We start from the raw sequence: 14,422 nt of genomic DNA, 5'->3' as shown, positions 1-14,422 counted from the left end.
GATGTTTTGAAGACCGGTCAGGAGTCCGTCCGATAGCGATGTCGCTCGGTACGGGAAAATACAGGAATCAGCGGGAAGACTTTATAATCTTCCCGCGTTAGTAGCTCGTAGGATGTCGAAATCTACGGACGAACGCGGACGCATCTACCTGCCTAAAGGCGTTCGTGAGCGGTTCGGAGACCAGTATCGAATCGTCGAACTCCCGAGTCACGTCGCGCTGTTTCCCGTTGACGACGACCCGCTAGAGGGACTGCGGGACGCCGTCGGTGACGCTTTCGAAGGCGACGATGCCGACCAGTTGAAAACTGATGCCCGCGAGCGAATTACCGAAGACGTACAAGCGGAAGCCGAACGTCGCATGGAGGAGCGAGAGGACTGACCCGTGTACGTCGAAACGGACTTTCTCATCGCCCTCGTCAAGGACGACGATTGGCTCCGCGAACCCGCACTTCGGGCGCTCGAGGAGCGCGACGACGTTCACACGTCGATTCTCGCGTACGCCGAGGTCCTCGTCCTCTTTTACGACCGCGGGCAGGCCGAGTACGAAATCGACGCGCCGCGAGCGATTACGAACCTCCTCGAACTAGTCCCGATTCGTCCGGAACGCCACGAGGACGCCGTCCTCGCCGCCGCCACGTTTCTGGAAGAACACCAGATGACGCCGTTCGACGCACTCCACGCGGGGATGGCTACGACGGGCGACGGGTCGGTGCTATCGAGCGAGCAGGACTACGATACCGCCGGTCTCGACCGCCTTCCGCTGGAAACGTACATCGACGAGTGACGTTTTCTCCGGGTGCCACATCGTTTTCTCCCCGCAAGCCGTACCCCCACGCATGACCGAGGAGACCGTCTCACCCGAAGACCTCTACGAGCGACTCCGGCGCGGCGACCCCGTGAACCTCCTCGACGTGCGCAACCGCGACGAGGCCGAGGCGTGGCCGCTCACCGGCCCGAGCGTCGAGTCCGAGCGCGTCACCTACGCCGAGTTCATGGCCGTGAAGGCCCGCGGCGAGGCCGAGGCGTTCGTGGCCGACCTCGGCCTCGACGAGCCAATCGTGGCGGTCTGTCCCCGAGGCGAGGCCAGCGCCTCGGTCGCCGAACTCCTCCGCGAGCAGGGTCTCGACGCCAGAAACCTCGAATCCGGGATGGAGGGCTGGGCGCGGGTCTACGCCGACCGCGAACTCCCGGCGGATGCGACCCCCGAGGCGACCGTCCTCCAGTACGACCGCCCGGCGACCGGATGCCTCGGCTATCTGGTCGTCTCGGGCGACGAGGCCGCGGTCATCGACCCCTTGCGGGCCTTCGCCGACCGCTACGTCGCCGACGCCGAGGACCGCGGTGCCCAACTCCGGTACGCCATCGACACCCACGTCCACGCCGACCACCTCTCGGGCGTCCAGCAACTCGCCAGCGACGAGGACGTTGAACCGGTTCTGCCAACAGGAGCGACCGACCGCGGCCTCGCATTCGACGCGACCCTGCTGGCGGACGGCGACGAGTTGGCGGTCGGCGACGCCACGCTGACCGCGCTCCACGCGCCGGGCCACACCACCGAACTCACCGCGTTCCGCCTCGGAGACGTGCTGTTCTCGGGTGACGCGCTGTTCACCGACAGTTTCGGTCGGCCCGACTTGGAACGGGGCGACGAGGGCGCGGGGGTCCTCGCCGGGACGCTCCACGAGACGCTGACCGAGCGACTGCTGGCGCTTCCGGAGGACCTCCTCGTCGCGCCCGGCCACCGGACGCCCGACGAGACACCCAACCCCGACGAGAACGAGACCTACACCGCCAGAATCGGCGACGTGCGCGACCGACTCGACGTTCCCGCCGAGAAGGAGGCGTTCGTGAGTGGGGTATTGGAGTCGCTTCCGCCTCGGCCCGCCAACTTCGAGGCCATCATCCCGGCGAATCTGGGCCGGGAGGCCATCGACGACGACTCGGCCTTCGAAATCGAGTTGGGGCCGAACAACTGCGCGGTCACCACCGCGGCCGAGAGCGACTGACTCGGGGACTTTCCTCGCCGGAAGCGCAAGCCATTCGTCGCCGCGAGACCTGCTGTCGATATGGAAATCGACCCCGACGAAGCGGGTTCACTGTACCGGACCCTCGCCGGAGCGGTCGTCCCTCGGCCAATCGCGTGGGTCAGCACGACCGACACCGAGGGAACCGACAACCTCGCGCCCTACAGCTTTTTCAACGTCGTCGCGGTGGACCCGCCGGTCGTGATGTTCGCGCCGGTGGACGACGACGACGCGCCCGGCGGTCTGAAGGACACTCCTCGGAACATCCGAGACACCGAGGAGTTCGTGGTCAACGTCGTCACCGAGTCAGTCGCCGAGGCGATGAATCAGACCAGCGCGACCCTCCCGGCGGGCGAAAGCGAGTTCGACCACGCCGACCTGACCCGCGCCGACTCGACCGAAATCGCCCCGCCGCGAGTCGCCGAGTCCCCGGTCGCCTTCGAGTGTTCGCTCTACGAGATGGTGGACGTCGGCGACTCCACGATGGTTCTGGGCGAGGTCGAGTGGGTCCATCTGGACGACGACGTGACCACCGACGGGAAGATGGACGTCGAAAAGTTGGATGCTGTCGGTCGCCTGTCGGGGAGCTTATACGCCACCACGGAAAATCGGTTCTCGATGGAGCGCCCGCCATGACCGACGAAGAGACCCAACGCGCCGACCCCGAATCGAACGACGTGGACGCAGAAGGCGAAGCGAAGGCCATCGAGCGCACCGACGCCCCGCTGACCGTCGAGCGACTCGCCGACGACCTCCGGGACCTCGGCATCGAGGCGGGCGACACGCTACTGGTTCACTCCTCGATGTCCTCGCTCGGGTGGGTCGCGGTCGGCCCGCCGACCGTGGTGGACGCGCTGATGGAGGTCCTTGCGCCCGAGGGAACGCTCGTGATGCCGACTCACTCGCCCCAGTACACCGACCCCGCGGGATGGGGCAATCCGCCGGTCCCCGACGACTGGGAGGAGACGGTTCGGACCGAGCGCCCGCCCTACCGGCCCGCCGTGACGCCGACCCGCGGGATGGGCGCGATTGGCGAGTGCTTCCGGACCTATCCCGAGGTCCGCCGGAGTCGCCACCCGACCTACTCCTTCGCAGGGTGGGGTGCCGACGCCGAGGCCATCGTTGCCGACCACAGTTACGACCACGGCCTCGGCGAGGAGTCTCCGCTGGCAAAAATCTACGACCGAGATGGCACCATCCTGATGCTCGGCACCGGCCACGAGACCAACACCTCGCTCCACCTCGCGGAGCATCGCGCCGACCGCGAGCAGGAAATCGTCACTCAGTCCGCCCCGGTGCTGGACGAGGACGGCGAGCGCGTGATGAAAGAATTCGAGGAACTGGACTACGATTCCGACGATTTCCCGGATGCAGGTGCGGCCTTCGAGGAGGCCCACCCGAAGGCGGTCACTCGCGGACAGGTCGGGTCCGGGACGGCGACGCTCGTCTCTCAGCGCGACCTCGTGGACTACGGCGCTGAGTGGTTCGAGGAGAATCGGGAGTAGGTCGCTAAATCCGGCGTCGAATCAGTCGTCGGCCGCGGCGGGTTCGCTCTCCATCGCGCCGGCGTCGTCCTCGATGCTCGGCGGGTACTTCCCCCGGTCGAGTTTGAGGTCGCTGTTGGGTCGGGCCATGCAGGTCAGGGCGTAGTTTTCGGCCTCGTCCTCGGTCAGACCGCGGGCCGCGGGTTGGGTCACGTCGCCCTCCAGAATTTCGGCCGAGCAGGCCAGACACATCCCGACGCGACAGGAGTACTCTTGGGCGACGCCCTCCTCGATGCACTTGCTCAGGATGGTCTCCTTGTCCGAGACCTCGATGGTCTCGCCCGTGCCGACGAACTCGACGGTGTACTCGGTCATGCCTCGTGCTACGAAACTCCCTCACTTTACTCTTTATCGCCGCGGTTGTCGGCTTCGGGCGACAGAATCCCGGCCCGCGTATAAAGAGTTTTGCCCCCTCCGTCTCGTAGCCGAATGCATGGCTACGCACGAGTACGACATCGTCGTCGTCGGGGCGGGGACGGCGGGATGTTACGCCGCCGCGACCGCCTCGAAGGCGGGGTACGATGTCGTCGTAGTGGAGCGAAAGACCGAGGAGGAAGCCGGCCACATCGCCTGCGGAGACGCCCTGAAGGGCGCGGACGCCTTTCCCGAGGCCATCCCCAAGTCCCAGTTAGCGCCGTCCTTTACGAACACCGGCGTGGACCACGGCCGGTTCGAGATTCCCCAAGAGAACACGGTGCTGGAAATCCCGGTGCCCGGCGAGTTGGCGGTCATCGACCGCTGGGAGTACGGGCGGCGCATCATCGAGGGTGCCGAAAGCGCGGGCGTCGAGTTCCACTACGACACGGTGGTCAAGGACGTGACCCAGCGCGAGGACGGCCGGGTCACTGGCGTCCGGGGCAAGCGCAAGGGCGACATCCACCGGTACGACGCCGAGGTCGTGGTGGACGCCGCGGGGTCGCTCTCTATCCTGCAGGACAAGGCGAACCTCGAAGACGCCACCTTCGACACCAACGTCAACTACTCGCAGTTCTGCTCTGCCTACCGTGAAATCGTGGAGGTTGAGGAGCCAGTCCCGTGGGACGACGCGCTCGTCTTCAAGCCGACCGAGCGGGCGGCGGGCTATCTCTGGTACTTCCCGCGGACCGACACCGAGATTAACGCCGGGTTGGGCTTCCAGATGACCGAGGAGCCGATGCACCTCGTGGACGACCTCAAGCGGGACCTCCGCAAGCGCCCGGAGTTCGAGAACGCGACTGTCGAGGACAAACTCGGCGCGGCCCTGCCCACTCGGCGACCCTACGACTCGGCGACTGCGCCGGGATTCATGTCGGTGGGTGACGCCGCGGGCCACGTTAACCCGACCACAGGCGGTGGCATCGCCGGCGCGGCCTACGCCGGCAAGTACGCCGCCGAGGCCGCCATCGACGCCATGGAGCAGGGCGACGTGAGCGAGGCCAACCTCTGGGAGTACAACGAGCGCGTCATGGACCACTTCGGCGCGCGCTACGCCGGTCTCGACGTGTACAACATCTTCTCGACCGCGGTGGACGTTGACGACCTGATGGGTCTGCTCGGCGCGCTCCCGGCGAGCAAACTCGCGGAAGCCCTCTACTCCGGGTCGGCCAACGTCGGGTGGTGGCTCAAGATTCAGACCGCCATCAAGTCGGTCGGCCACTGGGACCTCATCTACGACCTCTACCAGACCAAGAACCTCGCCGACGACCTCATCGACCACTACGCGACCTATCCGAGCGACCCCCGAGGACTGCCGGCGTGGCAGGAGAAGCGCGATTCGCTCATGGACGAGATTTACCAGACAACGGGCGCGGACCCCAAGTACTAGAAACGACCTTTTTATTGCGAGCGAGGCCGCCGCGGGCGGCCTCACTCGATAAAAAGCTCGACCAAAAACACCGGAAGACAAACCGCGTCTTCCGAGCAGTCGGTCGCTTTGCTCCCGACAACACGGCGCTCCTCCCGTTGGTCGTCGCTTGGTCCGCTCGCTCACGTTCGTTCGCTCGCGGTAGAAAACGCTAGCCCGGACTGGTGGGTCGGTTTGAGCGCAGGTGGGTTAAACCGGACCTATCGCCGACGATTACTCCGACTCGGCTTCTTCGCGGAGGGCTTCGACCTCCTTCTCGATTCTGCTCAGCGCGGCGTCGGCGTCCATGTAGCCCTTGTCGTACTCGCGGTACACGGTGTCTGCTTCGCTCAGGAACTCCGAAACGGCGTCTTCGAGGTCGGTCATATCGCTACCGACGGGATTCGCCGAGAAAGGTCTGATGAAGTTGGCTCGGTAAATATCAGGAAGGTTTTTGGCAAAACCATGAATATTTCTGCTCGACTAGGAGTAATGGAGTCGAACAACCCGCCTTCTCGAACGCCGAGACGTTGCTCCGGAGTCACCCGTCGGACATTTCTCCGGTCGGGTGCCGTTCTCACCGCCGGGAGTCTCGCGTTTCAACAGGCAACGATACAACCGGTCGCCGCGGCAGAGTCCGAAGCGTGGCCGATGCAACGATTCGACCCGGCGAACACCGGCCACAATCCGAACGGAACCCCGTTGAAAGGCGACGTCGGGATACTCGCCAAAGTAGACGCCCCCGTCTTTCCGACCGAGGACTACCTGCTGTCCGATGGCACCGCCTACATCCACACGGACGACAACGAAATCGGCGCAGTCGATGTCGAGACGGGCGAGGTTCAGTGGATGACCGAGACGCTAAGTTCGCTCACTATCCCCGAGTTCTTCAACGGCGACCACCTCGTCGCTCGGTCGATAGACGAGGCCGGATACGTGTTCGACCGGGCGTCGGGGAGCGTCGCCTCCGAACCGACGTTCGGGCGGGGGACCGGCCTCGGTTACGACGGTCAGAACCGGTGGTTCGCCCCGCGGGCCGACGGGACGCTCACTGCGGGCGAAATCGGTTCCGACGAACCACTGTGGGAAACCCCGCTCGGTGGCATCGGACTCCTGCCCGCCGTTTCGAACCAGCGCGTCTACGTGGCGACGATTCACGACACCGACTTCGACGAACTACAGTACGAAACGCCGACCGAGATGGACGCCGAAGGTCGATTGTACGCACTCGACGCTTCGGACGGGTCCGTCGTCTGGGAAGTCTCCCGCGAGCGATTCGGCATCGAACCGCCCGCAGTACACGACGGGACCGTCTACTGGACGGGGACGGACGGGAACCTCGTCGCCTACGACGCCGGAACCGGTGAAAAGCAGTGGGAGTTCAGCACGGACCGCAGTTTCCACACTCCGCCAGCAGTCGCCGACGGAACGGTCGTCGCGGGGAACGACGCCGGACGGATATACGCACTCGACTCCGAATCGGGTGACGAAATCGGGGCAGTACAAACCGACGGACGGGTTCGCGGCGGCCCCGTCGTGGTGGACGACGTGGTCTACTGCGGTAGTGACGACAACACCGTGTACGCGATAGGACTCGGTTCCGGCGAGACGCTGTGGGAGTTCAAGACCGGGGACTCGATTCGTGCCCTGAGCGCCGGGCAGAATCGAGTTCTCGTCGGCACCCACTCCGGCATGTACGTCCTCGGCCCGCGGAGCCAAATTCCGGCCGAAGACGCCGCGAGCAGAGAGACCAAGAGCGACGGGCGCGGCCCAGCAGAGTCGGACCAGCAACGTGGGTTCCTGACGAACGACGCCGATTCGTCGTTGGCGTTCCTCGAAGACCCCGTGACGCTCACGTGGGCGGGCATCGGCGTCTCGATTGCTGGAATCGTCATCCAACTACTCGGACGGCAAACCTGACACAGAACCATGGCACGAGGACTTCCCGGCGTTTGGAGTACCGCTCTCAGTATCCTGTTCGGCGCAAGCGGCGGATACGTGTATTTCGGACAGACCCCCTTCCCGGAGGTGTTGGGGACACCGCTCCTGTTGTTCGGCGCGTTCGTCTTCGTCACCGGGTGGTACATCCACTTGGTCGCCGCGCCGCCTGCCCCGACGCTTCGGGAAAGCGAGGAGATCATCGACACGCGCCACCCCACGCAGAAAGCCCCGCTCGCAAAAGTACTGTTGGGCCTGCCGTTTCTCGTCTCGGCCGGGTACTTCCTGTTCTTCACGATGTACCCCTACGTCTATCCGACAGTCGCGTTCGCAATCGCGCTCTACCTGCTCTCGACCGGACTGTTGACCTACTGGACCAACTCACTCACGACCTACTACGTCACGACCGACCGGGTGATGAGTTCCTTCCGGCTATTTTCGCTCGTCCGGAAGGAGATTCCGATGGAGAAGATTCGCGCCGTGAAAGAGAGCAAATCGCCCATCGAGGCGATAGTCGGCGTCGGCAACATCCGGGTCGCCAGTGGTGGCGGTGCCGGACTCGAAGTCGTGATTCGGAACGTGGACGACGCGATAACGTTCGCCGACGAGATTCGCAAGATTACCTAGATTCGGCGTGGCGTCCGTGTTCTCGTCGTCCTCGCGGAACACGGTGTCTGCTTTCGCTCGGGAACACCGAAACGGCGTCTTCGGGGTCACTCGTATCGCTCCCGGCGGATTCGCCGGGAACGGCCCGGTGAATCGCGGTAGAGCAGTTCCCCCGCCAGTTATACACATAATCCTAATTGCTAGAAGATGAATATTACTTCCTAAGGCATTATTTTGTTGTTTCTATAGCCCTTGTGGTAGTCTTTACGGAAAGTTCGAGGCGAAAGCCTCGCCCTTCAGGGCAGGGAGGAAGTCAACGCCGTTGTAGGACGGTGCGCGGCGGTGGCAGTTGCGTTGCTGTAGCGGTGGCGGTGCTGTAGCAGTGGCGGCCGCGGTGCTGTCGCGGACGAGTACCAGCGATTCCACCGCGAGCGAGGAGCAACGCGACGAGCGAGCGGACCAAGGGAGGACCAAAGCGAGCGAAGCGAGCGGCGGGACGACCGCCGTGTTTTTCATGAAAGTTTTACCAGCGAGGAGATTCGCCGGAGGCGAATCTACGAGCGCAGTAAAAGTTTCATTGGAACATACGTAGGGGCTGAGCCTGCGAACTCTCGTCGGACTCGGCCTCCTGCATGCGCTGGGCGAGTTGCTCCTTCTGCTCGCTTATCTCCTCGGCGCGTTCCACGAGGTCACTGCTATCGACCTCGACGCCGGTCAGCGGGCCGATGCCGTGTTTGATGAGGATGCGGGCGGCCTCCGGGTCGGGGAACTGCGGGTCACTCTCCACGATGAGGCCCAGCGCGTCGAGGCCCCGCGCCCCGGCCTCGGACAGCAGTGCGCCGGTGGGACCGCTAATCGCGCCGCGGTCACGGGGCGAATCGATGTCCTCGTCGTCCAATCGACCGGCCACGTCACCCGTCGCCACGCCGTAGAGCGACGGAATCTCGTCGGCCTCTTTCTTGTCGGGCAGGCCGCTCATGTAGATGGCGGTGGCGTCGTGGGCTTCGAGCCAGTTGCTGATACACGAGGCGAACTCGGAGGCCGCCGACGCCGAGACCGGCACGTCGCTCTGGAGCGCCACGAGGTCGCGCTCCTCGTCAGCGTAGAGTCGGACCGGGGGCCGGAGTTCACGGCTGTCCTCCTCGTAGACCGAAATCCGAGGCAGGCCCTCGCAGTCGATGCTGGCGTAGTAGGTCATGTCGAACGTCTCCACGAGGTGGTCGGTCGCAATCTTCCCGACCAGTCCGATGCCCGGCAGTCCCTCGACTAGCGTGGGTTGGTCGAGTGCTACGTCCTCGTCAACGACTGTGACGCTTGCCATGTCCGAGGGTTGTGTCAGCGAGCGCATAAAGGTCCGGGCCGCGGCCGGATTCGACCGCGGCCTCTCAGGTCGCTACTCCTCAACGGGGTCGCTGGTGCGGCAGTAGGGACACTCCGACCGACCGGCACCGATTCGGTGGTCGCAGATTCGGCAGTTCGCCCGGTTGCCGGGGCGATTCGAGTCGATAGGTCCGAAGAAGTCGAACTCGGCGTGGATTGCCAGCAGGACGCCGACGACGAACAGACCGGCGGCGACCAGCGGCGCTGGCGACACCGAGTGACTCGCGGTCACGATTCCAGCGACGACCGCACTGGCAGTTTCGAGCGTGAAGGCGTCGAGACCGACCGTTCCGACCGTGAGCATCCCCACGACGGCCACCAGTAGGCCGACGCCACGAACCACCTGCAGACGCATTCCGTCTCTCCCACCCAAAGGGTCCATGCACGACCCGAGACGGTTTGCATTCAAAACCGTTACCAATCTCCCTCGAACTTGGGCGTACTGGCTCAGGTCTCCGAGTCAGAGGTGTAGGCCAGTTCGAGTTGGAGGAGCGCCGTGCAAGTGACGTTCTCCACGTCGAAGTCGATGCCCTCGACCTGCTCGTTCAGGTAGCCGTTGCACCGGCGCTCCTCGATGATGTTCTCGACCGTCGCCGGGGACCCGCACTCCGGGCAGTCGAAGTAGTAGCCCGAATCGCTCTCGTGGATGGCGTCGGGTTCGAGTTCCATCCGCGCGGCCTCCTCCCAGTCCACGTCGTCTGGTGCGTTCGCGTTTGCCATGAGACAATCGACGGTGGAGAGACGGGTAACGGCTACGGCCGGCGAGTGGCTTTTGGGACAGTCGCCCGCCTTCCGAAACCCACAAACGACGCTCGCGCCAACTCACCGCCAATGGAGAAACTGGAGCGGTACGAACCGCTGGTCGAGGAGTTCGACGCTTTCCTCGAAGCCTGCCAGCGCACGCTTCCCTCGGTCGTCCGGGTCAACACCATCAAGGCGACCCCGGAGCGCGCGAAGGCGGCGCTGGACGAGGAGGGCGTCGGGTGGACCGACCGCGAGTGGTCAGAGACGGTCTTGGAGTTAGACACCGACAATCCCGGAAGCACGTGGGCGTCCTACCACGGGTGGATTCACGGCCAAGAGGAGGTCTCGGCCATCCCGGCCGAGGTCCTCGGGCCGGAACCCGGCGAGGTCGTCTGGGACGCCTGCGCCGCGCCGGGGAGCAAGACCACCCAGCTATCGGCGCTGATGGACGACGAGGGACTGGTCGTGGCCAACGACAACAACCTCGGCAGACTCTCTGCTCTGCGGTTCAACACCGAGCGACTGGGCGTCACCAACACCGCGGTCACCAACACCGACTCGCGGAACTTCTCGCTGAAGCCATTCGATTTCGACGCCTTCGACAAAGCCTTGGTTGACGTACCCTGCTCCTGTGAGGGCACCATCCGGAAGAATCCGACCGCGCTGGACGACTGGACGATGGACCACGTTCGGAGCGTGGCGGGCGTCCAGAAGGGCATCCTCCGGCGGGCCGTGCAGGCCACCAAGGAGGGCGGCACGGTGGTCTACTCGACCTGTACCTTCGCGCCCGAGGAGAACGAGGCCGTTCTCGATTACGTCCTCGGCGAGGAGGACTGCCGACTGGTCGAGTTCGACCTCGGTCTCGATTCGCGGCCCGGCGTCACCGAGTTCGAGGGCGAGGAGTACGACGAGAGCGTCCGGAAGGCCAAGCGGTTCTACCCGCACCACAACGACACCGGCGGGTTCTTCTGCGCGAAACTGGAGGTGGGAGAATGAGCGACCAGACCAATCCTACGAACGACGGCCAGCAGTTCGACCGCCTGCCCGCGACCGCCGACGACCGCGAGGTCGAGGGCCGGGCCACCCGCAAGGAGGTGCTGGACTGGTGGGACCAGCGATTCGAGATTCCGCCCGAGACCTTCGAGGAGTTCACGTTTTGGGAGAAGGGCAAGGGCAAAATCTGGATTCTCCACGGCGACATCGCCTCGCCGCTCCGCATCGAGGCCCTCGGGATGAAGTTCCTGCGGACCCGCCAAGAGCATTGGAAGCCCACGACAAACGCGGTCCAGCGGTTCGGCCGCGAGGCCACCAAGAACGTCGTGGAAGTCACCCGCGAGGAGGCGCGGCGGTTCGTCCGGGGCGAGGACCAAGAACTCGACTGGGACGGCGACTGGGGCTATCTGGTGGTGAGCCACGAACTCGCCGGGGGCCTCGAACCCCTCGGGGTGGGTCTCTACGTCCACGGCGAACTCCGGAGTCCCGTGCCGAAGGGCCGCCAGCGCGACCTGTAGGTCTCCTCGGGTCGCCGCTCGGTCCGGACGGCGAACTCGACTATTTCGAGCTGTCTTTCGGGATTGTATACGATTCTTTGGGGATTGTTTTTCGTCGTCCGTGGTGGTCCAGCGAATCGGAGGTACACTTATCTGTCGAGCGAGAGGAATTGCGCACTGATGACACACCTCGACCCGCTTCCCGAGGACGAGACGGACGAACTCGAAGCCGAGTTCGAGACCTTCGAGGAGATTCTTGGCTTCGTGCCCAACAGTCTCCTCACGATGCAACGCAAGCCCGAAATCGTGGAGGGCTTCGACTACCTCACCCAGAAAGTGATGCAGGAGGCCGACGACGTGGACCCCGGATTCAAGCGACTCGCCGCCCACGTGGCAAGCCACAGCGCCGGGTGCCAGTACTGCGAGGCCCACTCGCTCGTCGCCGCCGACATCCACGGCGTGAGCCAAGCCAAGTTAGACGACCTCTGGGAGTACAAGGACAGCGACCACTACTCCGAGAAGGAGCGCGCGGGCCTCGACTTCGCGCTCGCCGCCGGGAGCGTCCCCAACGAGGTGGACGACGAAATCATGGAGACCCTCAAAGCCCACTGGACCGAGGACGAAATCGTGGAACTGCTGGCCGCCATCAGCCTCTACGGCTTCCTGAACCGGTGGAACGACTCGATGGCGACCGACCTCGAAGACGTGCCCCGCGAGATGGGCGAGGAGTTCGCCGACGAAAGCTGGGACGGCGGCAAGCACGTCGCCGACGAGTGAGAGCCTATTCCGACTGCGCGTCGTCTTTCTTGCGAACGGTCCCGCCGCTCAGGCCCTCCCACTCGACGGCGTAGCCCAACTCCGAGAGGAGGGCGCTAGCGTCTCCGATAGCCCGCGATTCGAGGACCGCCTCGACGGCGGAGAAGGCCATCCCGTCCTCGATTTCGTCTGCGAGGTCGTCTAACACGCCGGGACGGACGAGGGTCCGACCGACGCGCTCGTGGGCCGGGAACGCCCTGCTCTCGATTGCCTCCTCGCTGACGCCGCGCTCCTCGGCGAGGGCTTCCAGCGAAATCGCGTCGGCTTCGGGGACGATTTCGGCGGGCAGGTCGGCCGCGTTCTCGGCGACTAACTCGTCCTCGTAGCGCCGGAGGGCGTCGCGCACGTCCTTGAGCCGAACCGTCTCCGAGTAGGGAATCGCCCGGTGGTCGCGGGCCTCGATGGCCTCGCCGACGCCCAGACTCTCGTCCACCGCGACCAGAAGCTCCACGTCCTCGACGGTTTCGAGCTGTGAGAGCTTCTTTTCGACGTACTCGGGCGTCCAGAACCCCATAATCTCGAAGAAGACTCGAAAGTCGCTGTGCCGATAGTCGAACGCGAAGTCCGGAATCATGACCCGCGCGCCGGTTTCGAGGGGTTCGGGTTCGCGGGTCAATTCCCAGTCCGACCCCAGCGACTCGAACCGGCCGGCGAAGTCGGCCTCGACGCCGCTGTCGAAGGTCACCTCCGCGACCGGTTCGACGCCGGGGACCCGAACCGGGTCGTCGTCCGACAGCGAGAGGGTGCGCTCGGTACCGTAGTCGTCGATGGTCGCCGAGAGGGTCCACGAGTCGGCCTTGGCGACGGTCCGGAGGAGGCGCGCGAACCGGGTCCCGTAGCGCCGCGTCGAGCGAAAGAGGGCGTCGGGGCCGGTGACGATTACCTCGCGGTCCGAGAGGTCCTTTCCGTCGCCCTCGGTCTTGTGAATCTCGTACATCAGACGCAGACGTTTGACCGCCGAGACGAGGGCTTTCGGGTCAGCAGTTCGGACCCGAATCTCGGTCGCATCGAAAAGCGCTGTCTGGGCGAGTGAGAGGTTGTATTGTGTCAGCAGTTCGTCTGGACTCCATCTGGCGTCGAACTCGGCGAGGACCTGTCGTTCGTCCAAATCGGCGTAGAGCGAGTCGGCGACTGTTCCGGGCGAAACAGCGAGTCGGTCGCTCGCTCGCCGGAGGGCCTCGGCGCGCTCGGACTCCGAGACCACGCCGACCGCCTCGGCCTCCTCGAAGGCGGTCCGGCGGGCGCGCTCCGGCGGGACCGGAGCCTCGGTTTCGAAGACGGCCTCGCGGTCCAGCAGTTTGGCGAATCCCCGGACGAGTTTGAAGTGGTCGGCGTCGGCCTCCAACTCCTTCAGCGCGGAGTCGAGGTCGGACCGCGGTTCGCCGACGTGGCCCTGAAACGTGCCGAGGACCCGCGCTGAAAGCGGACGGTGTTCCCGCCCGGCGAACTGCGGGTGATAACCCCCGCCGGCCCGAGAGACGCGAAGCAGGTCCTTCGTCAGCATACCCGTCACTCGGGTCGGCGCGTACAAAAGCGGTCGGAAGAGTAGGGAGAACACCGGGCCTGAGAGAACGCAGGCCGGGGTGAAAGCGCAGGGCCGGAAGCAGAAAGCACATGCCACTCGACTGAGAGGCTCCGCCATGCGCAGACGTGACACCCTCCGGAAGTGTGCGGCGGTCGGCGTGACCGCCGGGTCCGGTCTCCTCGTCGCACTCTCGGACGGCGATGGGTCGAACGCCGAATCTGAAGCAGGCGGCGAGACCAAATCGGGTCCGTTGGCGGTCAGCAACGTGGACTACCGCGAGGACGACGCCGGGAACTTCGTGGCCGTGATTTCGGTGACCAACTCGGGAGACGCCGAGGCCACTGGCACGCTCGCGGTGAACGTGACCGCGGCGAAATCGACCACCGAAGACGCCGACGACACTACGACCGTCCGCCAGTCCACCGAGGTCACGGTGTCGGCGGGCGAGACCCAGACCGTCAGTCTGTCCTTCTCGGTGACGTTCGCGCAGTTCGAGCGGAAGGGGTCGCTCGACGCGGAGGTCCGGACCTGAC

Annotated in this window: 18 protein-coding genes; 12 read left to right on the top strand and 6 right to left on the bottom strand. The window is 64.9% G+C overall.

Going from position 1 to position 14,422, the window contains the following annotated elements; genetic code table 11:
- Positions 1-112 precede the first annotated feature (112 nt).
- From P2T57_RS17040 to P2T57_RS17020, 5 genes are read left to right on the top strand one after another with little or no spacing between them, the layout of a single operon-like run.
- Positions 113-379 (top strand): AbrB/MazE/SpoVT family DNA-binding domain-containing protein, encoded by a 267-nt coding sequence (locus P2T57_RS17040; protein ID WP_276300421.1) that lies wholly within the window; start codon positions 113-115, stop codon positions 377-379.
- Between the two features lie 3 nt (positions 380-382).
- Positions 383-784: a type II toxin-antitoxin system VapC family toxin gene (locus tag P2T57_RS17035; protein WP_276300420.1), complete on the top strand. Its 402-nt coding sequence runs from the start codon at positions 383-385 to the stop codon at positions 782-784.
- A 52-nt stretch (positions 785-836) separates the two neighbouring features.
- Positions 837-2,006 (top strand): MBL fold metallo-hydrolase, encoded by a 1,170-nt coding sequence (locus tag P2T57_RS17030; RefSeq protein WP_276300419.1) that lies wholly within the window; start codon positions 837-839, stop codon positions 2,004-2,006.
- A gap of 60 nt (positions 2,007-2,066) precedes the next feature.
- Positions 2,067-2,660, top strand: coding sequence for a flavin reductase family protein (locus P2T57_RS17025; RefSeq protein ID WP_276300418.1), 594 nt, complete (start codon positions 2,067-2,069; stop codon positions 2,658-2,660).
- Positions 2,657-3,529 carry an AAC(3) family N-acetyltransferase gene (locus P2T57_RS17020; protein WP_276300417.1) on the top strand — a complete coding sequence of 291 codons (873 nt, stop codon included), beginning with the start codon at positions 2,657-2,659 and terminating at the stop codon, positions 3,527-3,529. Before P2T57_RS17025 ends, P2T57_RS17020 begins: the two co-directional genes overlap by 4 nt.
- 21 nt (positions 3,530-3,550) lie before the next feature.
- Here the strand turns inward: P2T57_RS17020 and P2T57_RS17015 are convergent, their stop codons facing one another.
- Positions 3,551-3,883 (bottom strand): 2Fe-2S iron-sulfur cluster-binding protein, encoded by a 333-nt coding sequence (locus P2T57_RS17015; RefSeq protein WP_276300416.1) that lies wholly within the window; start codon positions 3,881-3,883, stop codon positions 3,551-3,553.
- Positions 3,884-4,001: 118 nt separating this feature from the next.
- On the opposite strand from P2T57_RS17015, the gene P2T57_RS17010 reads away from it, so the two are divergent.
- Entirely contained in the window at positions 4,002-5,372 is a 1,371-nt protein-coding gene (locus P2T57_RS17010) for a geranylgeranyl reductase family protein (protein ID WP_276300415.1), read from the top strand.
- Positions 5,373-5,624: 252 nt separating this feature from the next.
- On the opposite strand, the gene P2T57_RS17005 is transcribed toward P2T57_RS17010, so the two are convergent.
- Complete coding sequence (locus tag P2T57_RS17005) at positions 5,625-5,777, bottom strand: hypothetical protein (RefSeq protein WP_276300414.1); 153 nt, start codon at positions 5,775-5,777, stop codon at positions 5,625-5,627.
- Between the two features lie 264 nt (positions 5,778-6,041).
- Between P2T57_RS17005 and P2T57_RS17000 the strand changes: the two genes are divergently transcribed.
- Together P2T57_RS17000 and P2T57_RS16995 are read left to right on the top strand one after the other, a co-directional pair.
- Positions 6,042-7,310 carry a PQQ-binding-like beta-propeller repeat protein gene (locus P2T57_RS17000; RefSeq protein ID WP_276300413.1) on the top strand — a complete coding sequence of 423 codons (1,269 nt, stop codon included), beginning with the start codon at positions 6,042-6,044 and terminating at the stop codon, positions 7,308-7,310.
- Between the two features lie 9 nt (positions 7,311-7,319).
- Complete coding sequence (locus tag P2T57_RS16995) at positions 7,320-7,955, top strand: PH domain-containing protein (protein WP_276300412.1); 636 nt, start codon at positions 7,320-7,322, stop codon at positions 7,953-7,955.
- Positions 7,956-8,508: 553 nt separating this feature from the next.
- Here P2T57_RS16995 and P2T57_RS16990 read toward each other — a convergent pair.
- The 3 genes from P2T57_RS16990 to P2T57_RS16980 form a co-directional block, all read right to left on the bottom strand.
- Positions 8,509-9,255, bottom strand: a complete 747-nt coding sequence (locus P2T57_RS16990) for a proteasome assembly chaperone family protein (protein WP_276300411.1) — start codon at positions 9,253-9,255, stop codon at positions 8,509-8,511.
- A gap of 72 nt (positions 9,256-9,327) precedes the next feature.
- Positions 9,328-9,696, bottom strand: coding sequence for a hypothetical protein (locus tag P2T57_RS16985; protein ID WP_276300410.1), 369 nt, complete (start codon positions 9,694-9,696; stop codon positions 9,328-9,330).
- 65 nt (positions 9,697-9,761) lie between these two features.
- Complete coding sequence (locus P2T57_RS16980) at positions 9,762-10,034, bottom strand: hypothetical protein (protein WP_276300409.1); 273 nt, start codon at positions 10,032-10,034, stop codon at positions 9,762-9,764.
- 111 nt (positions 10,035-10,145) lie between these two features.
- Here P2T57_RS16980 and P2T57_RS16975 point away from each other — a divergent pair, with 111 nt between their 5' ends.
- From P2T57_RS16975 to P2T57_RS16965, 3 genes are all read left to right on the top strand, one after another.
- A complete protein-coding gene (locus P2T57_RS16975) occupies positions 10,146-11,054 on the top strand; it encodes an RsmB/NOP family class I SAM-dependent RNA methyltransferase (RefSeq protein ID WP_276300408.1) in 909 nt (302 codons plus the stop codon).
- Complete coding sequence (locus tag P2T57_RS16970) at positions 11,051-11,569, top strand: DUF7122 family protein (RefSeq protein ID WP_276300407.1); 519 nt, start codon at positions 11,051-11,053, stop codon at positions 11,567-11,569. The genes P2T57_RS16975 and P2T57_RS16970 overlap by 4 nt, the downstream gene beginning before the upstream one ends.
- Positions 11,570-11,728: 159 nt before the next feature.
- Positions 11,729-12,325: a carboxymuconolactone decarboxylase family protein gene (locus P2T57_RS16965; RefSeq protein ID WP_276300406.1), complete on the top strand. Its 597-nt coding sequence runs from the start codon at positions 11,729-11,731 to the stop codon at positions 12,323-12,325.
- 4 nt (positions 12,326-12,329) lie between these two features.
- On the opposite strand, the gene P2T57_RS16960 is transcribed toward P2T57_RS16965, so the two are convergent.
- Positions 12,330-13,868: a DUF790 family protein gene (locus P2T57_RS16960; protein ID WP_276300405.1), complete on the bottom strand. Its 1,539-nt coding sequence runs from the start codon at positions 13,866-13,868 to the stop codon at positions 12,330-12,332.
- A gap of 136 nt (positions 13,869-14,004) precedes the next feature.
- Between P2T57_RS16960 and P2T57_RS16955 the strand changes: the two genes are divergently transcribed.
- The gene (locus P2T57_RS16955; protein WP_276300404.1) at positions 14,005-14,421 is read left to right on the top strand and encodes a hypothetical protein; all 417 of its coding nucleotides are present in this window, start codon (positions 14,005-14,007) and stop codon (positions 14,419-14,421) included.
- Position 14,422 lies beyond the last annotated feature (1 nt).

The sequence above is a fragment of the Halorussus lipolyticus genome (genome assembly GCF_029338375.1).
Taxonomy (GTDB): Archaea; Halobacteriota; Halobacteria; order Halobacteriales; family Haladaptataceae; genus Halorussus; species Halorussus lipolyticus.
The sequence above is the reverse complement of the archived record's forward strand: the minus strand, read 5'-3'. Positions and strand labels throughout refer to the sequence as shown.